Source organism: Pseudomonas sp. P5_109, from assembly GCF_034009455.1.
Taxonomy (GTDB): domain Bacteria; phylum Pseudomonadota; class Gammaproteobacteria; order Pseudomonadales; family Pseudomonadaceae; genus Aquipseudomonas.
In genome coordinates, this window is record NZ_CP125380.1 from 335,151 (window position 1) to 354,200 (window position 19,050).

The following is a 19,050-nucleotide window of genomic DNA, read 5'->3' on the forward strand; positions in this document are numbered from 1 at the left end:
AAAATTTAGCCGGGGAGTATAGCGCCCCGGAACGGACGACCGGTCAGCGATCACACCGGCAATACATCCAGCGGCAGTTTCAGTTTGGCGGCCAGTGCCTGCGCCTCGAGATGCCCGGCAGGCGCCAGCAGGCGCAGCGTCTTGCCCGATTGCGCGGCCATTTTCTGGGCCTCGGCCACCAGTCGCTCGGCAACACCTCGGCGACGGGTAATTTTTCGCACACATATTTGTGACAAATGCCAGGCGTCTTGGTGCCTTTGCAGGCGGGCTGCGCCCAGCAGGCGATCATTGAAGCGTCCAGCGATCAGTGTGCCATCGCGCAAACAGTCTTCGATCAGCTGCGCTTCCCCGGAAAAAGGCGCGAACAGCCAATCCGGAGCGTCGTGGTAGATCTTCTGCAGATCCTGCCGATCCTGGGGCGTTGCTTGGTTCAGCGGCTCGACAATGATCGGCATGGTGATTCCTGTAAGGTAAATGAGAGATCGGATAACGTACAAAGCGTGATGTCAGTTTGGTTTTTCTGTCACCTGCAAATGGTAACCTTCGCCCGTTCGTCCGTCCTTCTACGACTTGTTGTCGCACAACAAGGTGCTCCACCGAAAAAACGGTCATGCGTGCGTGCAAAAGGCCGGGAGTGAACCGTGGCTGGCGAACCATACTAATAATTGGGGGATACACAATGACTACGAGCACTACGGCGGACGGCTTCAGCGCCGACCAGCCCGCGTTCCTGTCCAAGGAGCGGATCATCGCCAAGCCCGGGTTCAACCGCTGGCTGGTACCACCGGCCGCGCTGGCCATCCACTTGTGCATCGGCATGGCCTACGGCTTTTCGGTGTTCTGGTTGCCGTTGTCCAAGGCGCTGGGCATCACCGCTCCGGTAGCCTGCGCGCCGGACATGAGCTTTATCGCTCAAGTCTTTTCGTCCCAGTGTGACTGGCCGATCTCGATGCTCGGCTGGATCTACACTCTGTTCTTCATTTTCCTGGGCTGCTCGGCGGCCATCTGGGGTGGCTGGCTGGAACATGCCGGGCCGCGCAAGGCCGGTGTTGTATCGGCGCTGTGCTGGTGCGGTGGCCTGCTGATTTCGGCGCTGGGGGTGTATACCCACCAGATCTGGCTGATGTGGATCGGCTCCGGGGTCATTGGCGGTATCGGCCTGGGCCTGGGTTACATTTCGCCGGTGTCGACCCTGATCAAATGGTTCCCGGACAAGCGCGGCATGGCCACCGGCATGGCGATCATGGGCTTCGGCGGCGGCGCGATGGTCGGTGCTCCGCTGGCGGCGGCGTTGATGGGGCATTTCGCTTCGCCAACCAGCGTCGGCGTGTGGCAGAGCTTCCTGGTGATGGCCGCGATCTACTTCGTGTTCATGATCGGTGGTGCGCTGTCCTATCGCGTGCCGCCAACCGGCTGGAAGCCTGAGGGCTGGACCGCTCCGGCGAAAAAAGTCTCGAACGCGATGATCACTCATCGTCATGTTCACGTGAACGTTGCCTGGAAGACCCCGCAATTCCGCCTGGTGTGGCTGGTGCTGTGTTTGAACGTATCGGCCGGTATCGGCATCCTCGGCATGGCGTCGCCACTGTTGCAGGAAGTGTTCGCTGGCAAGTTGCTGGGCAATGACCTGACCTTCGGCCAACTCGACGCCTCGCAACTGGCTTCGATCGCCGCCATCGCTGCCGGGTTCACCGGTTTGCTCAGCCTGTTCAACATCGGCGGGCGTTTCTTCTGGGCCTCGTTCTCGGATTACCTGGGTCGCAAAAACACTTACTTCGTGTTTTTCGCCCTGGGCTTTGCCCTGTACGGACTGATTCCGAACCTTGGTCACCTGGGGAGCATCGCGCTGTTCGTAGCAGCGTTTTGCATCATCCTGTCGATGTACGGCGGTGGTTTCGCGACGGTTCCGGCCTATCTGGCGGACCTGTTCGGCACGCAAATGGTCGGGGCGATCCACGGTCGCCTGCTGACGGCGTGGGCGGCTGCCGGCGTGCTTGGTCCGGTGCTGGTGAACTACCTGCGTGAGTATCAACTGAGCATCGGCGTCGAGCGTGCGGCGGCCTACGACATCACCCTGTACATCCTTGCCGGCCTGCTGGTGCTGGGTTTCCTGTGCAACCTGCTGGTGCGTCCGGTGGCGGACAAATACTTCATGACCGACGCCGAACTGGCCGCCGAACAGGCGCTGGGCCATGACAAAGGCGCGGACAGCACGACCGTGCTGGAGTGGAAAGCCGCGCCGGGCACCAAGCCGTTGGCGATTGCGGCGTGGCTGGTGGTGGGCATTCCGCTGGCGTGGGGTGTTTGGGTGACCTTGCAGAAGACGGCGGTGCTCTTCCACTAACGCCAACCCCTGTAGGAGCCGGCTTGCTGGTGATCAATGCAACGCGGTGTGTCAGGCACGCCGCCATCGCTGGCAAGCCAGCTCCTACAAAAGCTCGTCGGGCGCAACATCCCTGTAGGAGCCGGCTTGCTGGCGATCAATGCAACGCGGTGTGTCAGGCACGCCGCCATCGCTGGCAAGCCAGCTCCTACAAAAGCTCGTCGGGCGCAACATCCCTGTAGGAGCCGGCTTGCTGGCGATCAATGCAACGCGGTGTGTCAGGCACGCCGCCATCGCTGGCAAGCCAGCTCCTACAAAAGCTCGTCGGGCGCAACATCCCTGTAGGAGCCGGCTTGCTGGCGATCAATGCAACGCGGTGTGTCAGACACACCGCTATCGCTGGCAAGCCAGCTCCTACATGTCATGACAGGTATGCCTGCGGGGTTGCTGAATTCACTCCGTCAGCGATATCACCTCGCGTGTTTCTGTTTGGCGCCCGCACGCCTATAATGGCTGCCTTTTTCGCCCAATGATTTTGCGGAGCTGGTGATGGCCGAACGTATGGCGTCTGTCGAGCGCGACACTCTGGAAACCCAGATCAAAGCCTCGATCAACCTTGATGGCACCGGAAAGGCCCGATTTGATATCGGTGTTCCTTTTCTTGAGCACATGCTGGACCAGATCGCCCGTCACGGGCTGATCGACCTGGATATTGTCAGCAAGGGCGACCTGCATATCGATGACCACCACACCGTGGAAGACGTCGGTATCACCCTCGGCCAGGCGTTTGCCAAAGCCATCGGCGACAAGAAAGGCATCCGTCGCTACGGCCACGCCTACGTGCCGCTCGATGAAGCGCTGTCGCGCGTGGTGATCGACTTCTCCGGCCGTCCAGGCCTGCAGATGCATGTTCCGTACACCCGCGCCACCGTCGGCGGCTTCGACGTTGACCTGTTCCAGGAGTTCTTCCAGGGCTTCGTCAACCATGCATTGGTCAGCCTGCACATCGATAACCTGCGTGGCACCAACACCCACCACCAGATCGAAACCGTGTTCAAGGCTTTCGGCCGCGCCCTGCGCATGGCCGTCGAACTCGATGACCGCATGGCCGGGCAGATGCCTTCGACCAAGGGCGTCCTGTAATGCAGACAGTCGCGGTTATCGATTACGGCATGGGCAACCTGCACTCGGTGGCCAAGGCCCTCGAGCACGTGGGTGCCGGCAAGGTCTTGATCACCAGCGATGCCACCGTGATTCGCGAAGCCGACCGGGTGGTTTTCCCCGGCGTCGGCGCGATCCGCGATTGCATGGCCGAGATCCGTCGCCTGGGCTTCGACTCGCTGGTGCGTGAAGTCAGCCAGGATCGTCCGTTCCTTGGCATCTGCGTGGGCATGCAAGCCTTGCTCGACACCAGCGAAGAGAACGACGGCGTCGACTGCATCGGCCTGTTCCCGGGCGCGGTGAAGTTCTTCGGCAAGGATCTGGTCGAAGACGGCGAACACCTGAAAGTCCCGCACATGGGCTGGAACGAAGTGAAGCAGAAGGTCAGTCACCCGCTGTGGCATGACATTCCGGACATGGCGCGTTTCTACTTCGTGCACAGCTACTACATCGCGGCCGCCAATGCGCGTCAGGTGGTAGGTGGCGGTCACTACGGTGTCGATTTCGCCGCGGCGCTGGCCGAAGGCTCGCGTTTCGCCGTGCAGTTCCACCCGGAGAAAAGCCATACCCATGGCCTGCAATTGCTGCAGAACTTCGCTGCGTGGGACGGTCGCTGGTAAATGGCAATCAAGAAGAAACCGCCGATTCTGACCCTCACTCCCGAGCAGGAGAGCGAGGCCAATCGCAAGATCAAGCGTTTCATGGAAGACCGCTTCGAACTCGACCTCGGCTCGTTCGAGGCGGCGGAGATTCTTGAGCTGTTTACCCGTGAAATTGCTCCGCACTATTACAACAGGGCGATTTTCGATGTGCAGACGCACCTCAAAGAGAGGTTCGAAAGCATCGAAAGCGACCTGTGGGCGCTCGAGAAAAACTGATTTCCGAGCCAAGCTGAACATTCAAATTTGAAGGTTTGCCAGATGCTTATTATTCCCGCTATCGATCTTAAAGACGGTGCCTGTGTTCGTCTGCGCCAGGGCCGCATGGAAGATTCCACAGTGTTCTCCGATGACCCGGTGAGCATGGCTGCCAAGTGGGTGGAGGGCGGTTGCCGTCGTCTGCATCTGGTCGACCTTAACGGCGCCTTCGAAGGCCAGCCAGTCAACGGCGAAGTGGTCACCGCCATCGCCAAACGCTACCCGAACCTGCCGATCCAGATCGGCGGCGGTATCCGCTCCCTGGAAACCATCGAGCACTACGTGAAGGCTGGCGTGAGCTACGTGATCATCGGCACCAAAGCCGTGAAAGATCCGGCTTTCGTTGCCGAAGCCTGCCGCGCGTTCCCGGGTAAAGTGATTGTCGGCCTGGACGCCAAGGACGGTTTCGTTGCTACCGACGGCTGGGCTGAAATCAGCACCATCCAGGTGATCGACCTGGCCAAGCAGTTCGAAGCCGACGGCGTGTCCGCGATCGTTTATACCGACATCGCCAAAGACGGCATGATGCAGGGCTGCAACGTTCCGTTCACCGCTGCGCTGGCTGCTGCCACCAAGATCCCGGTGATCGCTTCCGGCGGCATCCATAACCTGGGTGACATCAAGACCCTGCTCGACGCCAAGGCGCCAGGCATCATCGGCGCCATTACCGGTCGTGCGATCTACGAAGGCACCCTCGACGTCGCCGAAGCGCAAGCTTTCTGCGATTCGTACAAAGGCTGAGGAAACGACCATGGCCCTGGCCAAACGCATCATCCCTTGCCTGGACGTGGACAACGGCCGGGTGGTCAAGGGTGTGAAATTCGAAAACATCCGCGACGCCGGTGACCCGGTGGAAATCGCCCGTCGTTACGACGAGCAGGGCGCCGACGAGATTACCTTTCTCGACATCACCGCCAGCGTCGACGGTCGCGACACTACGCTGCACACCGTCGAGCGCATGGCCAGCCAGGTGTTCATCCCGCTGACCGTGGGTGGCGGTGTACGCACCGTGCAGGACATCCGCAACCTGCTCAATGCCGGCGCGGACAAGGTTTCGATCAACACCGCAGCGGTGTTCAACCCGGAATTTGTCGGCGAAGCCGCGCAGCATTTCGGCTCGCAGTGCATCGTCGTTGCCATCGACGCGAAGAAGGTTTCCGCTCCTGGCGAAACCCCGCGCTGGGAAATCTTCACCCATGGCGGGCGCAAGCCAACCGGACTCGACGCCGTTGAGTGGGCGAAGAAAATGGAAGGCCTGGGTGCTGGTGAAATCCTGCTGACCAGCATGGACCAGGACGGCATGAAAAACGGCTTCGACCTGGGCGTGACCCGTGCCATCAGCGATGCGCTGGGCATTCCAGTGATCGCCTCGGGTGGTGTCGGCAACCTTCAGCACCTGGCGGACGGCATTATCGAAGGCCACGCCAGTGCGGTTTTGGCGGCGAGTATTTTCCACTTCGGTGAATACACGGTGCAGGAAGCCAAGGCCTATATGGCCCATCGCGGCATCGTGATGCGCTGAACAATCCAATGCAGGCCAGTGGACATCATGGCGTGCCCAAGGCACTCTTGGGTACGCCATGGATTTCGGTAGCCAGACATGCTTAAACGCTTTCTTCTCGTCCTTGCCAGCGCTTCCCTGTTGTTGATCAACGGAGCAAACGCTAAAGACAGCCCCGATACCGACCTGGTGTTGCTGACGGAAAACTTCCCGCCGTACAACATGGCGAAGAACGGCAAGAACTTCGCTCAGGACGAGAACATCAATGGCATCGCCACGGACATCGTCCGTGAGATGTTCAAGCGCGCTGATATTACCTACAGCCTGACCCTGCGCTTCCCCTGGGAGCGAGTCTACAAGCTCGCCCTGGAAAACCCCGGTTACGGGGCCTTCGTCATGGCGCGCCTGCCGGACCGCGAGAGTCTGTTCAAGTGGGTCGGGCCGATCGGTCCGGACGACTGGATCATGTTGGCCAAGGCTGACAGCAAGATCACCCTCGAAACCCTGGATGACGCGCGCAAGTACAAGATTGGCGCCTACAAGGGCGATGCCATTGCCATGACGCTTGCCAAGCAGGGCTTGAAGCCGACGGTAGTGCTGCGCGATCAGGACAATGCGAAGAAACTGGTCAGTGGTCAGATTGATCTGTGGGCCACCGGTGACCCGGCCGGGCGCTATCTGGCGCGCCAGGACGGGGTAACCGGGCTCAAGACGGTACTTCGCTTCAACAGCGCCGAGCTGTACCTGGCGCTGAACAGGAATGTGCCGGACGAAACTGTTGCCAGGCTGCAGGCAGCGCTGGATCAGATGCGCAAGGACGGAAGGGTCGACGAGATCATGGCGAGGTATCTGTAGCCGTTGGCTGGCTAGCGTTGACTTCACTTTCTTCAGGCGGATATTCGGCCAGGTAAAAACTGTCGTTATCGGTGTAAGGCAGGTTGATTCCCGCTTGCGTGCCATCTTCACGCAGCAGGTCGTAGTGGCTGTGCAGCTGATAAACCGCCAAAAGCTTGCTCTTGGGAGCGATGGCGACAACTTCTGCGGTTTTCGGGCTGCTCCAGCCTGCTGCTGATGGTTCGGTGCGAGCGAAGTTCCTGTCCAGTCTTGCCGAAAAGTTTATTGGTCGCACAGCGTCCGAAGCCTCGATCGGCCATTCGGTTTCGAACTTGATAGATGTGGTGTTGGTGAATATCTGCAAAATACTGCGGACCAACCCCCGTGGCACTGCCCATTTGAAGAACCTGCCCTTTGCGCCTTCGTTATGGGCGTATCCAATGAGCTGATATTCGTCTGTTCTTTCCAGGCGGTAGAACGGTGATTTGTTCAGTTTCTCGACAGGTGACAGGGTGTCGTCCTTGACCGCGAACCAAGGGATCCTGGCGATTTGAGTTGCTCGGGATGTGTCGAGGGTGGGAGGAAATCCGAAGCCGGTGAGTACTGGAACCTCTGGTGTGGAAATGATCTGGAGAGGGATCTGCATCCGCAATGAATAGGCAGCGCCGTGTGTCGCAGGCTTGGTATAGCTGTTGACGCCGACAAAGGTGCCGGGCGCAAAGTTTATCTCTCCCGCCGCTGCGGCCGGGGGCTCCAGGCTCCAGGCGCTAAAGTTCTGTTTGGCGCCACTGCCTCTGTCGCTCCAGATCGTATCGCCGACACTTGAAGCGACCACCAGGTCCGAGCGGACGCAACGTACCGCGTTGAGCGAAGGTTTTGCGTGGCCATTGGAGCACACCAACCCCAGCGCCACGTATCCATCAGGCGGGATCGGGCGCCATATCGCACCGTCCACGGTTGACCCCGATCCTGAATCTTTCCAGACCTGTTCAAAGTCATCAGGTGGGCTGAGTGCTTTGCCTTTGAGGGAATCTGCGCCCTGGGGATCACCCTCGCAGACAACCGCCGTCACTCTTTTTCCGTTTATGTTGAGGTCCCCGGATACAGCGATGTCGCCCAGTGGGAAGTAACCCGGCAGAGCATCAGGTGCTGGTGTAGGACGCCAAAAGGTAGCAGGGGCGGAGCGCGAGCCCTTGGTGTCCCAGATCCGGTAGAACTCAGTCGTGAAGTTGATCAGCAGATTGCCGAATTTTATCGGTTCCATTGGCCTGGCGGCCGGGCTGTCGTTGGTTTGCATAGTCAATCCTGATAGTTGAGGAGTGGCTCGGGAGAGCCTCGAACTGTGGAGTTCGCACTATCGGGAAATGGACCAGGCGTCTGGCGGTAATTATTTATAGGTTGTGGAGGTTTTTATCTGTAAATGCCGTCTTTGCCATGGGCGGCGGTTGCCCGGTTGCCGCGCACACTGATCATTTGCTTGATATCAATCCACTCAATCCCCTGGGCCTTCAGTTTGGGCAGCTCCCGCTCCAGCACCGCCAGTGTCTGCGGGTACGGATGACCGATCATCACCGCCGAACCCTGTTTGTGCGCAAGACTGATTGCCGTCTGTAGCTGTATGAGGATCGCCGCTTCCGTTGGCTCATCATCGAGAAAAACATCCCGCGAAACGCTCGCCAGGCCGATCCTCTGTGCCTCGGCCGCCGCGACAGTCTGCGCACTGGTGCGGCTATCGACGAAGAGCTTGTGTCGCCGCTGCAGTTCGGCCATCAGCCAGGCCATGGCCGGTCGCTGGGCAGTCATGCGGCTGCCCATGTGATTGTTGATGCCACTGGTGTACGGGACCATTTTGAACGCGGCGTCGAGGCGCTTTTCGAGTTCTTCGATGGGTAGTTCAGGATGCCAGGCGAACGGGCCGGTAGCCGGGTCCATGGGCATGTGCAGGATGACGATTTTGCCTGCTTTGTGGGCTTCGCGGGCGAATTCGCTGGCGTGGGGGGTATCGGGCATGATCGCCGCCGTCACCGGGCCGGGCAGGGCCAGCACGCGGCGATCCCGGGGCAGGTTCTGCCCCAGGTCATCGATGATCAGGCTCAGGTAGGCTTTGTGAGGCGTCGATCCGGCGGGCTCTGCGTGAGCAACACCCGCCAGACAACACAACAGACCGATCAGCAACCGCACAAACATCTCAACGGCCGGACGTGATGCTCAGCCCTTTGAGCAGGCTCAGGGCCTGGGCCAATTGGTAATCATCGTCCTGTGGCATCGGCTTGGCTTTGCCGCTGGAACCGGTCGGTTTGTCGGCGCCGCCGTTGCCGTTGCCCAGGTGACCCTGCAAGTCAGCTTCCTTGAAGTACTCGTTGTCCTGCTCGCTGGTGATCTTGGCCTTGCGCACTTCAATGTCCGGGACGATGCCCTGGGCCTGGATGGAGCGGCCGTTCGGCGTGTAATACAGCGCCGTGGTGATCTTCAAGGCGCGATCATTGTTCAGCGGCAGCACGGTTTGCACCGAACCTTTACCGAAACTGGTGGTGCCCATCAGCACGGCGCGTTTCTGGTCCTGCAGGGCGCCGGCGACAATTTCCGAAGCCGAGGCGCTGCCGCCGTTGATCAACACGACCATCGGCACGGCTTCGCTTTCGTCCTTGCCGGTGGCAGAGAAGCGCAGCTCGGAGTTGGCGATGCGACCCTTGGTGTAAACGATCAGGCCCTTGGTGATGAAGTGGTCGACCACTTCCACCGCCGCCTGCAACACGCCGCCCGGGTTGTTGCGCAGGTCGAGAATGATGCCCTTGAGCTTCTTGCCGTTGTCCTTGCGCAGTTTGGCCAGGGCCTTGGAGACTTCTTCGCCGGTCTTGACCTGGAACTGGGTGATGCGGATGTAGCCGTAGCCCGATTCCAGCAACTGGCTCTTCACGCTCTTCACTTGAATGACGGCGCGGGCCAGGGTCACGTCGAACGGCGGGCCGCCATCGCGTACCAGGGTCAGGGTGATTTTTTCGCCGATCTTGCCGCGCATCTTGTCCACGGCTTCGGTCATGCTCTGGCCGCGGGTGGGCTGGCCGTTGATCTTGACGATGAAGTCGCCGGCCTGGATGCCGGCCTTGGAGGCTGGAGTGTCATCGATGGGCGAAACCACCTTGATGAAACCGTCTTCGGCGCCGACTTCGATGCCAAGACCACCGAATTCCCCGCTGGTGCTTTCCTGCAGCTCGGCGAAATCTTCAGGGCCGAGGTAGGCCGAATGCGGATCAAGGTTGCTGAGCATGCCCTTGATGGCGTTTTCCAGCAGGGTCTTGTCGTCCACCGGTTCGACATAAGCGGCCTTGATCCGGTCCATCACCTCGGCAAAGGTGCGCAACTCGTCCAGCGGCAGTGGCGCCTTGGTGGTCGCGGCAGTGCCCGCCGGCGCAACCGCCGGGGCTGGTTGAGCGGCAAACGCCAGAGGCGCGCCGATCACCAGGGCGATCGTCAGGGCCAGCGAGGTAAGGCGGGACAAATGCAGCATGTCGAACGAACTCCTAATGTAGGTAACTCAACGCCTATCCTTGCGCGTGGCACCATTGCGCCGGGTCACTCGGATGACCCTGCTGACGAATTGCGAAATACAGTGCTGGTGTGTCCTGCCCGCCACTGTTACCGACAGTGGAAATAGGCTCACCGGCTTTTACAACGTCACCTGCAGACTTGAGCAGCGTCTGGTTGTGACCGTACAAACTCAAATAGCCATTGCCGTGGTCGAGAATCACCAGCAGCCCGGCACCGCGCAACCAGTCGGCGAACACCACGCGACCACCGTGTACGGCATGCACCGCACTGCCGGCAGACGCGCCAATCATCACGCCATCCCACTTGGTCCGTGCATCATCGCCACGGCTTTCACCGAAGCGCGCCAGCAATCGACCATCGACAGGCCAGGGAAGTTTGCCGCGGGTTGAAGAAAACGGGCCGCCAAAGGTCTCGCCGGAGCTGGAAACCAGTGCGCCAGGTGTCGATCTGACTGGTTTGCGTGGGGCGTCGTCGCTGGCATCTGCCTGCGCCTGGGCCTCACGTAAACGCTTTTTTTCGGCTTCCTGCTGGGCAATCAGCGCTTTTTGTCGCGCTTCTTCTGCCTCACGGGCCTGGCGGGCCAGAGTTTCTTCAATGGTTTTAAGGACTTTAGACAGGTCTGCCTGATCCTGCTCGCGCGCCGCCAGTTTCTGATCGCGAGCCTTTACGTCGTCATTGAGTTTGGCCAGGACTTGCTGGCGCTCCTGGCGAACTTTCTCGAGTTCGCCACGCTGGGTGTCGAGGCTGCTTTGCTGCACCAACAATTGCGCCTGCTGCATGGCGATGTCTTTTTCGACATTGCTCAGTTGGCGCAGGGTTTCGTTGAAATTCTTCAACTGCTCCAGGCGGGCCTGGCTCAGGTAGTCGTAATAGGTGAGGGTGCGGGCGAATTTTTCCGGATTCTGCTGGTTGAGCAGCAGCTTGAGGTACTCCTGACGACCGTTCTGGTAGGCCGCCCGGGCCTGCATGGCGATCAGTCGTTGCTGTTCAGTGCGCGCGCTCTGGAGTTTTTTTTTCTCGGCATCGAGTCGCTGCAGCTCGGCTTCGCTTTTCTTCAGCTCTTTTTGCAGGGCTTCGACCTGCTTCTCGAGCTTGCCCATTTCGGTTTCGGTGCCCTTGAGCTCTTTCTGCACGCCGGACTTTTCTTCCTGCAGCTTGCCCAGCAGTTTCTTCAGCTCGGCAATGTCCTGACGCGTGGCGTCCAACTGTTGTTGGGTCTCTGCGCGCTCGTCGGCAAAGGCCGGTTGGAGCAGGCATGTCAGGGCTAGGGCTATCAGGACGCGAAGCATAGAGGCGGGCGGCACCAGGGAAAGGGACGGCCTAGTATGCCCGCCATGGGCGGCAAAAAAAATGCCCATTTCTGACTGTGTGATAACTGGAGGGAAGTGTGTGGGGATTTAGCCTTCAAAACCACCACAAACACTGTAGGAGCTGGCTTGCCAGCGATGGCGGAGGATCAGTCAACATAGATGCTGACAGTCAAATTGCTATCGCTGGCAAGCCAGCTCCTACAAGGGCATTTCAGTGTTTGTTCGACCGGGTTACACCAGAATCGAAGTCCCGGTCATTTCCGCCGGTTGCTCGAGGCCCAACAGCTTCAGCATGGTCGGCGCCACGTCCGCCAGAACCCCGCCTTCGCGAACTTTCAAATCGCGCTTGCCAACATAGATGAAAGGCACCGGCTCGGTGGTGTGTGCGGTGTGCGCCTGGCCGGTGGATTCATCGGCCATTTGCTCGACGTTACCGTGGTCGGCGGTGATCAACGCTTCGCCGCCGACCTTTTCCAGGGCATCGACGATGCGACCCACGCACAGGTCCAGGCATTCAACCGCCTTGACCGCCGCTTCGAACACGCCGCTGTGGCCGACCATGTCGCCGTTGGCGTAGTTGACCACGATCACGTCGTAACGCTGGTTTTCGATGGCGTCGACGATGCGGTCGGTGACTTCCGGTGCGCTCATTTCCGGCTGCAGGTCATAGGTGGCGACTTTTGGCGACGGAATCAGGATGCGCTCTTCGCCCGGGAACGGTTCTTCGCGGCCGCCGGAGAAGAAGAACGTCACGTGGGCGTATTTTTCGGTTTCAGCGATGCGCAGCTGGGTCTTGCCGTTTTTCGCCAGGTAGTCGCCCAGCACGTTTTCCAGGCTGCCGGCGGCGAAGGCCGATGGCGCAGGGATGCTCGCGGCGTATTGGGTCAGCATGACGAAACCGGCCAGTTTCGGCTGGCGCGCGCGCTCGAACTCACTGAAGCTGTCTTCGACGAATACGCGGGTCAGCTCGCGGGCGCGGTCGGCGCGGAAGTTCATGAACACCACGGCATCGCCGTCTTCGACTTTTACCGGCTCACCGATGGAGGTGGCCTTGACGAATTCGTCGCTCTCGCCACGCTCGTAAGCTGCTTGCAGGCCTTCCTGGGCGGTGGCGGCGTTGAACTCGCCCTGGCCGTCGACGATCAGGTTGTAGGCCTGGGACACACGGTCCCAGCGGTTGTCGCGGTCCATGGCGAAGTAACGGCCGATGATGCTGGCGATCCGGCCTTTGCCCAGGGCCTGGAAGGTCGCGTCGAGCAGCTCGATCGACGATTGCGCGCTTTTCGGCGGGGTGTCGCGGCCGTCGAGGAAGGCGTGCAGGTAGATGTTTTGCGCGCCGCGCTTGAAGGCCAGTTCGGCCATGGCGACCAGGTGATCCTGGTGGCTATGCACGCCGCCATCGGACAGCAGGCCCATGAAATGCACGGCTTTGCCGGCGGCGACGGCTTTGTCCACGGCAGCGCAGATGGTCGGGTTCTCGAAGAACTCGCCGTCACGGATCGATTTGGTGACACGAGTGAAGTCCTGATACACCACGCGACCGGCACCGAGGTTCATGTGGCCGACTTCGGAGTTGCCCATCTGGCCGTCCGGCAAGCCGACGTCCATGCCGCTGCCCGAGATCAGGCCGTTCGGCACGGTGGCCCACAGACGGTCCAGTACAGGCTTCTTCGCCGCAAAAATGGCGTTGGATTCGGGATTGTCGCTGTGACCGAAGCCGTCGAGAATCATCAGGACCAAAGGTTTAGGCGTGGTAGTCATGGAATCCGCTCTGGCTTAAGTAAAAAGGGGCAATGGAAAAGGGAGTCGCAGTTTAAAGCGAAGTTCCGGCCACGTCACCGCCGGACGGGGTTTGGCCCACCATAGTGGCTGTGTATACTGGCCGACATTTTAACGCCCTGGAACCTCCTTCGATGGTTGCTCACCTGATTGAATTCGCCACTAACCACTACATTCTCGTCGGTATCTTCGTCGTACTGCTGGCGTTGCTGATTGCCTACCAAATGCAGGGCGGCGGCCGTAGCCTGAGCACCGGCGAACTGACCGGGCTGGTCAACAAGGACGCAGGCGTGGTGATCGACATTCGTCCAACCAAGGATTTCGCCGCCGGTCACATTGTCGGTGCGGTGAACATTCCCCAGGACAAACTGGCCGCCCGCGTTGGCGAGCTGGAAAAACACAAGGCCAAGACCATCATCCTGGTCGACGCCATGGGCCAGACCGCCGGCACCCACGCCCGCGAATTGATGAAATCCGGCTTCACCGCCGCCAAGCTGTCCGGCGGTATCTCCAGCTGGAAAGCCGACAATCTGCCGTTGGTGAAGTGATATGAGTAGCGTCGTCGTCTATTCCAGCGATTACTGCGGTTATTGTTCCCGGGCCAAACATCTGCTCGTGAGCAAAGGCGTGGCCTTCGAAGAGATCAAGGTCGATGGCAAGCCGCAGGTGCGCGCTGCGATGGCCCAGAAGGCCGGACGTACGTCCGTGCCGCAAATCTGGATCGGCAGCACCCACGTGGGCGGTTGTGATGATTTGTTCGCCCTGGAGCGCGCCGGCAAGCTCGACGCGCTGCTCAAGGCCTGACGGCAATACCCCAAACCAGCAAACCTAAAAGAACCCTGGATCAAGAAGGATCTGCGATGACTGACCAACAGAACACTGCTGCGAACGAAGAAGAAACTGCACCGCAATTCTCCTTGCAGCGCATTTATGTGCGTGACCTGTCCTTCGAAGCTCCGAAAAGCCCGGCGATCTTCCGCCAGCAGTGGGAGCCGAGCGTCGCGCTGGATCTGAACACCCGTCAAAAGTCGCTGGAATCCGACTTCCACGAAGTCGTGCTGACCCTGTCGGTTACCGTGAAAAACGGTGACGAAGTGGCGTTCATCGCTGAAGTGCAACAGGCCGGGATCTTCCTGATCAAGAACCTGGACGACGCTTCGATGAGCCACACCCTGGGTGCGTTCTGCCCGAACATCCTGTTCCCGTATGCTCGCGAAACCCTGGACAGCCTGGTGACCCGCGGTTCGTTCCCGGCACTGATGCTGGCTCCGGTGAACTTCGATGCGCTGTACGCGCAAGAGCTGCAACGCATGCAGGCGGCTGGCGAGACTCCGACCGTTCAGTAAGCATTTTTGAGCGTCGAAGCAAGTCCAATGTGGGAGCGGGCTTGCTCGCGAAAGCGGTTTTTCAGTCAACATTCATGTTGAAGCTGATGACCCCTTCGCGAGCAAGCCCGCTCCCACATTTGTTATGCGGTGTTATTTGAAGTCGTTCTGACGCCAGGCTTCGTAAACGGCGACGGCCACGGTATTCGACAGGTTCAGGCTACGGCAGCCTTCGCGCATCGGCAGGCGCAGGCGTTGCTCGCTGGGCAGGGCATCGAGTACCTCGGCGGGCAAGCCCCGGCTTTCCGGACCAAAGAGAAACGCATCACCCGGGGCAAAGCTGGCATCGTGGAACGGCCGCGAACCCTTGGTGGTGAACGCGAACAGCCGAGGATGGCCGAGGCTATCCAGGCAGCTGGCAAGGTCCGCGTGGCGTTGCAGGGTGGCATACTCGTGGTAGTCGAGGCCGGCCCGGCGCAGGCGCTTGTCGTCCATCTCGAAGCCCAGCGGTTCGATCAAATGCAGGTGGCAGCCACTGTTGGCGCACAGCCTGATAACGTTGCCGGTATTCGGCGGAATTTCTGGTTGGAAAAGGATGACGTGAAACATGCACGGCTCCGAAGGTAAAGATGACGGGCATTCTACGCCGCAAGCAGGCGTGCGTTCGAAACTATTCCTGCGGGTGATGGGCTCGCTGGCGATTGTCGGGGTGATGGTCGGTATGATGATCGGTCGCCTGACCACGCCAGACCCCAGTCAGTTGCAGCAGGTTGAAGTGACCGGCGACGGACTGGTGGTGTGGTTCAACAACGAACCCAAGACCCACGGCGAAATCGTCGACGGCAGTGTCGCGCTGCTGTTTGGCGCCGAGGGCAAGGCGCAGAAAGGCCAGCTCAAGCTCGACGGCAAGGACGTGAACTGGCGGGTACGTTTGAGCGATGGGGGGTTGTTGCTGACGCTGGTGGCGGCCCGGTCCCTGCAGGGCGAGTGGGCCGGTAGCGAGGTCGATGACCGCTGGCGGTTGGAGATCCTTCTCCGGGAGCAATAAAAGAGGGAATCCCCGGCCTGCCTGTACCAAGGTCCCCAAAACGGCAGGCTCGTCGCGAGTGCGGTGTGAGCCGGGTGTAAAGAAGGAACCCCTGACCTGCCTGTATCAAGGGCCCCAAAACGGCTGGGCTCGTCGCGGTTGCGGTGTGAGCCCGGTGTAAAGAGGGGAATCCCCGGCCTGCCTGTACCAAGGTCCCCGAAACTGGGTAGGTGAACTGATTCACTTGAAAAGGTTATTGCAGGGGGCGTGCCAGGTTTTAACATTGCGAAACAAAAAACGCCGAAAGCCCCGTAATCCGGGGCTTTCATGTTTTTTCGATAGGGGTTCGATAGCGAATGCAGGCGGGGTTTGGAAGCAGTTTTTGTGCGCGATTGCGGTTCACGGTGCATTCAGTCGGTGCACAAAGCGCCAAGTGTGGGAGCGGGCTTGCTCGCGAATGCGGTTGATCACACAGCATGAATGTCGACTGACACGACGCCTTCGCGAGCAAGCCCGCTCCCACAGGGGGGTGTGCTTGCCCGCGATTGGATCTAATGATCAGCGAAGAACCAAAGGCTGTTTAGCCCTCATCCCCCTCATCATCATCCCCGCCATCCACCTTCATCCCCAATTCCTTGATCTTGCGTGTCAGGGTATTACGTCCCCAACCCAGCAAAACGGCGGCATCGCGGCGGCGACCGGCGGTGTGTTTGAGGGCGGTCTCGATCATGATCCGCTCGAAGGCCGGCACGGCGCTGTCGAGCAGGCTCGATTGGCCGCGGGCCAGTGCCTGGTCAGCCCACTGGCGCAGGGCCTGTTCCCAGTTGGTCACGGGTACCGAATCCTGTGGCAGGCTCAGCAGTTCCGGCGGCAGGTCGCCGATGTGCACTTCGCGACCCGAAGCCATCACCGTGATCCAGCGGCAGGTGTTCTCCAGCTGCCGCACGTTGCCTGGCCACGGCAAGTTCTTCAGGTATTCCTCGGTTTCGCTTTTCAGCAGCTTCGGCTCGACGGCCAGCTCCTGGGCGGCGCGGCTGAGGAAGTGCTTGGCCAGGGTCGGGATGTCTTCGCGACGGTCCGACAGGCGCGGGATATGGATGCGGATCACGTTGAGGCGATGGAACAGGTCCTCGCGGAATTTCCCGGCATGCACCAGGGTTTCCAGGTTCTGGTGAGTCGCGGCGATGATGCGCACATCGACCTTCACCGGCACATGGCCGCCGACGCGGTAGAACTCGCCATCAGCCAGTACGCGCAGCAAGCGGGTCTGGGTGTCTGCCGGCATGTCGCCGATTTCGTCGAGGAACAGCGTGCCGCCGTCCGCCTGCTCGAAGCGCCCGCGACGCAGGTTGGCCGCGCCGGTAAAGGCGCCTTTTTCATGGCCGAACAGTTCGGATTCCATCAGGTCCTTGGGGATCGCCGCCATGTTCAGCGCGATGAACGGCGAAGCGGCTCGCGGGCTGTGACGGTGCAGGGCGTGGGCCACCAGTTCCTTACCGGTACCGGACTCGCCGTTGATCAGCACGGTGATGTTGGAATGGCTCAGGCGGCCGATGGCGCGAAACACCTCCTGCATTGCCGGCGCTTCACCGATGATTTCCGGGGTGCGGGTCAAGGCGACCGGGACTTCCAGGCCTTGCTGTTCCTGAGCGTGCTGGTTCGCGCGTTTGACCAGCGACACCGCTTCGTCCACATCGAACGGTTTGGGCAAGTACTCGAAGGCGCCGCCCTGATAGGACGCGACAGCGCTGTCCAGATCGGAGTGAGCGGTCATGATGATCACCGGCAGCCGGGGGTGCTGCTCGCGAATCCGCGCCAGAAGGTCCAGGCCGCTGGCGCCGGGCATGCGGATGTCGGAGATGATCACGTCTGGCTGCTGGCGCGCCAGGCGGCTCATCACGCCATCGGCGCTGTCGAAGCTTTGCGTGGTCATGCCTTCCTGTTGCAAGGCTTTTTCCAGGACCCAACGGATAGAACGGTCGTCATCGACGATCCACACGGTTTCACTACGGCTCATGTCGATGTGGCTCCTTGTTCCAGTGGCAGAAAGATCGAGAAAGTGGTGTGGCCGGGGTGGCTGTCACATTCGATCAGGCCCTGGTGCTGGCTGATGATGTTCTGGGTAATGGCCAAGCCCAGCCCGGTACCGTCCGGACGACCGCTGACCATGGGAAAGAAGATGGTTTCCTGAAGTTCCGCGGGAATGCCCGGGCCGTTGTCGATGATCTCGATCTTGGTCACCAGGCGATGGCGTACGTGGCCAATGGTGAACTGGCGCATGGTGCGGGTGCGCAGGCTGATGCGGCCCAGGCGCAGCTCGTTCTGGCTGCTGATGGCCTGCATCGCATTGCGCACGATGTTCAGCACCGCCTGGATCATTTGCTCGCGATCGATCAGGACGTCAGGAATGCTTGGGTCGTAGTCGCGCACCAAGGTGATGCAGCCCTGGCTTTCGGCTTCCACCAGATGGCAGACCCGTTCAAGCACTTCGTGGACATTGCACATGGCCAGTGAAGGCAGCTTGTTGGAACCGAGCATGCGGTCCACCAGGTTACGCAGGCGGTCGGCTTCTTCGATGATGACGTTGGTGTAATCGCGCAGGCTTTCTTCCGGCAGCTCCCGGGCCAGCAATTGAGCCGCGCCGCGAATCCCGCCCAAGGGGTTCTTGATTTCATGGGCCAGGCCGCGCACCAGCATCTTGCTGGTTTCCTGTTTGGACAGCTGTGCTTCTTCCTTGGTGATCCGCAGCAGGCGGTCACGAGGGTGGACTTCGAGCAGCAGCATCGTGTGGCCATCGCTCAGAATCGGCGTAACCGCGTAGTCGACGGTCAGGGTCTGGCCAGTGAGGGCGGTGAGCAAGGCTTCGCGCTTGGTGAACGGGTGCGCTTGTTCGACTGCCTGGCGCAACGAGTTCAGCGCCTCGGTCGATTCGGTAAACAGTTCACTGATGAACTGCCCATGGCTACGCTGACCGCTGATGGCCAGCAGCATCTCCGCCGCCGGGTTCATGTACTCGAGGCGCAGTTCGGCGTCGAGCAGGATGGTGGCGGTGGTGAGGTTGTCGAGTAGCAAACGGTGGAGTGCGTCGCTAATGGTCATCGGGACCTCTTTTGGGGCGGAGCATGCGCAAGAAACAAGCGTTGATGCGGGGAAAATGCAAAAACCAAACCAAGGCTCCGAAAAGAAGCGCTAAAGGCCTGAAACGGGCGTTTGACGCTCGTTTGCGTGGCGCTTTGCCAGCTTTCGCGGGTAGTTTCGAACCAAAATGGGTTGCAATGTGAGTACGGTGCAAGCAATTGCACCAATATAGTGCGCAAACCTGAA

20 protein-coding genes are annotated in these 19,050 nt (G+C 60.2%); 11 read left to right on the top strand and 9 right to left on the bottom strand.

What is annotated here, in order from left to right:
* Positions 1-50: 50 nt before the first annotated feature.
* The gene (locus tag QMK54_RS01475; RefSeq protein ID WP_223590535.1) at positions 51-455 is read right to left on the bottom strand and encodes an acetyl-CoA sensor PanZ family protein; all 405 of its coding nucleotides are present in this window, start codon (positions 453-455) and stop codon (positions 51-53) included.
* A 224-nt stretch (positions 456-679) separates the two neighbouring features.
* Between QMK54_RS01475 and QMK54_RS01480 the strand changes: the two genes are divergently transcribed.
* The 7 genes from QMK54_RS01480 to QMK54_RS01510 all read left to right on the top strand — a co-directional run bounded on the left by QMK54_RS01480 (position 680) and on the right by QMK54_RS01510 (position 6,757).
* Positions 680-2,344, top strand: coding sequence for an OFA family MFS transporter (locus tag QMK54_RS01480; RefSeq protein WP_320401932.1), 1,665 nt, complete (start codon positions 680-682; stop codon positions 2,342-2,344).
* Positions 2,345-2,872: 528 nt separating this feature from the next.
* Complete coding sequence (gene hisB / locus QMK54_RS01485; RefSeq protein ID WP_007897437.1) at positions 2,873-3,466, top strand: imidazoleglycerol-phosphate dehydratase HisB; 594 nt, start codon at positions 2,873-2,875, stop codon at positions 3,464-3,466.
* Positions 3,466-4,104, top strand: a complete 639-nt coding sequence (hisH, locus tag QMK54_RS01490; RefSeq protein WP_320401933.1) for an imidazole glycerol phosphate synthase subunit HisH — start codon at positions 3,466-3,468, stop codon at positions 4,102-4,104. The genes hisB and hisH overlap by 1 nt, the downstream gene beginning before the upstream one ends.
* Positions 4,105-4,362 carry a DUF2164 domain-containing protein gene (locus QMK54_RS01495; protein ID WP_110659522.1) on the top strand — a complete coding sequence of 86 codons (258 nt, stop codon included), beginning with the start codon at positions 4,105-4,107 and terminating at the stop codon, positions 4,360-4,362. It abuts the gene before it with no gap.
* A 42-nt stretch (positions 4,363-4,404) separates the two neighbouring features.
* Positions 4,405-5,142 carry a 1-(5-phosphoribosyl)-5-[(5-phosphoribosylamino)methylideneamino]imidazole-4-carboxamide isomerase gene (gene hisA, locus QMK54_RS01500; protein ID WP_007972753.1) on the top strand — a complete coding sequence of 246 codons (738 nt, stop codon included), beginning with the start codon at positions 4,405-4,407 and terminating at the stop codon, positions 5,140-5,142.
* Between the two features lie 10 nt (positions 5,143-5,152).
* A complete protein-coding gene (hisF, locus tag QMK54_RS01505; RefSeq protein ID WP_110659523.1) occupies positions 5,153-5,923 on the top strand; it encodes an imidazole glycerol phosphate synthase subunit HisF in 771 nt (256 codons plus the stop codon).
* Between the two features lie 78 nt (positions 5,924-6,001).
* Positions 6,002-6,757 (top strand): substrate-binding periplasmic protein, encoded by a 756-nt coding sequence (locus tag QMK54_RS01510; RefSeq protein ID WP_110659524.1) that lies wholly within the window; start codon positions 6,002-6,004, stop codon positions 6,755-6,757.
* Here QMK54_RS01510 and QMK54_RS01515 read toward each other — a convergent pair.
* The 5 genes from QMK54_RS01515 to gpmI form a co-directional block, all read right to left on the bottom strand.
* On the bottom strand, positions 6,738-8,033 hold the full coding sequence (locus tag QMK54_RS01515) for a Vps62-related protein (RefSeq protein ID WP_320401934.1): 1,296 nt from the start codon (positions 8,031-8,033) through the stop codon (positions 6,738-6,740). The two genes, QMK54_RS01510 and QMK54_RS01515, sit on opposite strands and share 20 nt — an antisense overlap.
* Positions 8,034-8,146: 113 nt before the next feature.
* On the bottom strand, positions 8,147-8,923 hold the full coding sequence (locus QMK54_RS01520) for a divergent polysaccharide deacetylase family protein (protein ID WP_223590523.1): 777 nt from the start codon (positions 8,921-8,923) through the stop codon (positions 8,147-8,149).
* 1 nt (position 8,924) lies between these two features.
* Positions 8,925-10,244, bottom strand: a complete 1,320-nt coding sequence (locus tag QMK54_RS01525) for a S41 family peptidase (protein ID WP_110659527.1) — start codon at positions 10,242-10,244, stop codon at positions 8,925-8,927.
* A gap of 34 nt (positions 10,245-10,278) precedes the next feature.
* Positions 10,279-11,574, bottom strand: coding sequence for a murein hydrolase activator EnvC family protein (locus QMK54_RS01530; RefSeq protein WP_110659528.1), 1,296 nt, complete (start codon positions 11,572-11,574; stop codon positions 10,279-10,281).
* Between the two features lie 252 nt (positions 11,575-11,826).
* Positions 11,827-13,356 (bottom strand): 2,3-bisphosphoglycerate-independent phosphoglycerate mutase, encoded by a 1,530-nt coding sequence (gene gpmI / locus QMK54_RS01535; RefSeq protein WP_110659529.1) that lies wholly within the window; start codon positions 13,354-13,356, stop codon positions 11,827-11,829.
* A gap of 152 nt (positions 13,357-13,508) precedes the next feature.
* On the opposite strand from gpmI, the gene QMK54_RS01540 reads away from it, so the two are divergent.
* From QMK54_RS01540 to secB, 3 genes are read left to right on the top strand one after another with little or no spacing between them, the layout of a single operon-like run.
* The gene (locus QMK54_RS01540; RefSeq protein WP_110659530.1) at positions 13,509-13,922 is read left to right on the top strand and encodes a rhodanese-like domain-containing protein; all 414 of its coding nucleotides are present in this window, start codon (positions 13,509-13,511) and stop codon (positions 13,920-13,922) included.
* A gap of 1 nt (position 13,923) precedes the next feature.
* On the top strand, positions 13,924-14,178 hold the full coding sequence (gene grxC, locus QMK54_RS01545; RefSeq protein ID WP_110659531.1) for a glutaredoxin 3: 255 nt from the start codon (positions 13,924-13,926) through the stop codon (positions 14,176-14,178).
* A 56-nt stretch (positions 14,179-14,234) separates the two neighbouring features.
* Positions 14,235-14,720, top strand: a complete 486-nt coding sequence (gene secB / locus QMK54_RS01550) for a protein-export chaperone SecB (protein WP_110659532.1) — start codon at positions 14,235-14,237, stop codon at positions 14,718-14,720.
* 132 nt (positions 14,721-14,852) lie between these two features.
* Here secB and trmL read toward each other — a convergent pair whose 3' ends face one another.
* The gene (gene trmL, locus QMK54_RS01555) at positions 14,853-15,308 is read right to left on the bottom strand and encodes a tRNA (uridine(34)/cytosine(34)/5-carboxymethylaminomethyluridine(34)-2'-O)-methyltransferase TrmL (protein WP_320401935.1); all 456 of its coding nucleotides are present in this window, start codon (positions 15,306-15,308) and stop codon (positions 14,853-14,855) included.
* Here trmL and QMK54_RS01560 point away from each other — a divergent pair.
* A complete protein-coding gene (locus tag QMK54_RS01560; protein ID WP_320401936.1) occupies positions 15,307-15,747 on the top strand; it encodes a hypothetical protein in 441 nt (146 codons plus the stop codon). The genes trmL and QMK54_RS01560 overlap by 2 nt on opposite strands.
* Positions 15,748-16,306: 559 nt before the next feature.
* Here the strand turns inward: QMK54_RS01560 and ntrC are convergent.
* Complete coding sequence (gene ntrC / locus QMK54_RS01565; RefSeq protein ID WP_320401937.1) at positions 16,307-17,743, bottom strand: nitrogen regulation protein NR(I); 1,437 nt, start codon at positions 17,741-17,743, stop codon at positions 16,307-16,309.
* A complete protein-coding gene (gene glnL, locus QMK54_RS01570) occupies positions 17,740-18,825 on the bottom strand; it encodes a nitrogen regulation protein NR(II) (protein ID WP_223590517.1) in 1,086 nt (361 codons plus the stop codon). The genes ntrC and glnL overlap by 4 nt, the downstream gene beginning before the upstream one ends.
* Positions 18,826-19,050: the final 225 nt, after the last annotated feature.

What these genes read in the sequence shown, in the direction of transcription:
- trmL (WP_320401935.1), bottom strand. Translation starts at nt 15,308, where the DNA reads ATGTTTCACGTCATCCTTTTCCAACCAGAAATTCCGCCGAATACCGGC.
- glnL (WP_223590517.1), bottom strand. Translation starts at nt 18,825, where the DNA reads ATGACCATTAGCGACGCACTCCACCGTTTGCTACTCGACAACCTCACC.
- hisH (WP_320401933.1), top strand. Translation starts at nt 3,466, where the DNA reads ATGCAGACAGTCGCGGTTATCGATTACGGCATGGGCAACCTGCACTCG.
- QMK54_RS01560 (WP_320401936.1), top strand. Translation starts at nt 15,307, where the DNA reads ATGCACGGCTCCGAAGGTAAAGATGACGGGCATTCTACGCCGCAAGCA.
- QMK54_RS01520 (WP_223590523.1), bottom strand. Translation starts at nt 8,923, where the DNA reads ATGTTTGTGCGGTTGCTGATCGGTCTGTTGTGTTGTCTGGCGGGTGTT.
- QMK54_RS01540 (WP_110659530.1), top strand. Translation starts at nt 13,509, where the DNA reads ATGGTTGCTCACCTGATTGAATTCGCCACTAACCACTACATTCTCGTC.
- QMK54_RS01475 (WP_223590535.1), bottom strand. Translation starts at nt 455, where the DNA reads ATGCCGATCATTGTCGAGCCGCTGAACCAAGCAACGCCCCAGGATCGG.
- QMK54_RS01480 (WP_320401932.1), top strand. Translation starts at nt 680, where the DNA reads ATGACTACGAGCACTACGGCGGACGGCTTCAGCGCCGACCAGCCCGCG.
- secB (WP_110659532.1), top strand. Translation starts at nt 14,235, where the DNA reads ATGACTGACCAACAGAACACTGCTGCGAACGAAGAAGAAACTGCACCG.
- hisB (WP_007897437.1), top strand. Translation starts at nt 2,873, where the DNA reads ATGGCCGAACGTATGGCGTCTGTCGAGCGCGACACTCTGGAAACCCAG.
- QMK54_RS01515 (WP_320401934.1), bottom strand. Translation starts at nt 8,033, where the DNA reads ATGCAAACCAACGACAGCCCGGCCGCCAGGCCAATGGAACCGATAAAA.
- hisF (WP_110659523.1), top strand. Translation starts at nt 5,153, where the DNA reads ATGGCCCTGGCCAAACGCATCATCCCTTGCCTGGACGTGGACAACGGC.
- grxC (WP_110659531.1), top strand. Translation starts at nt 13,924, where the DNA reads ATGAGTAGCGTCGTCGTCTATTCCAGCGATTACTGCGGTTATTGTTCC.
- gpmI (WP_110659529.1), bottom strand. Translation starts at nt 13,356, where the DNA reads ATGACTACCACGCCTAAACCTTTGGTCCTGATGATTCTCGACGGCTTC.
- hisA (WP_007972753.1), top strand. Translation starts at nt 4,405, where the DNA reads ATGCTTATTATTCCCGCTATCGATCTTAAAGACGGTGCCTGTGTTCGT.
- QMK54_RS01530 (WP_110659528.1), bottom strand. Translation starts at nt 11,574, where the DNA reads ATGCTTCGCGTCCTGATAGCCCTAGCCCTGACATGCCTGCTCCAACCG.
- QMK54_RS01525 (WP_110659527.1), bottom strand. Translation starts at nt 10,244, where the DNA reads ATGCTGCATTTGTCCCGCCTTACCTCGCTGGCCCTGACGATCGCCCTG.
- QMK54_RS01495 (WP_110659522.1), top strand. Translation starts at nt 4,105, where the DNA reads ATGGCAATCAAGAAGAAACCGCCGATTCTGACCCTCACTCCCGAGCAG.
- QMK54_RS01510 (WP_110659524.1), top strand. Translation starts at nt 6,002, where the DNA reads ATGCTTAAACGCTTTCTTCTCGTCCTTGCCAGCGCTTCCCTGTTGTTG.
- ntrC (WP_320401937.1), bottom strand. Translation starts at nt 17,743, where the DNA reads ATGAGCCGTAGTGAAACCGTGTGGATCGTCGATGACGACCGTTCTATC.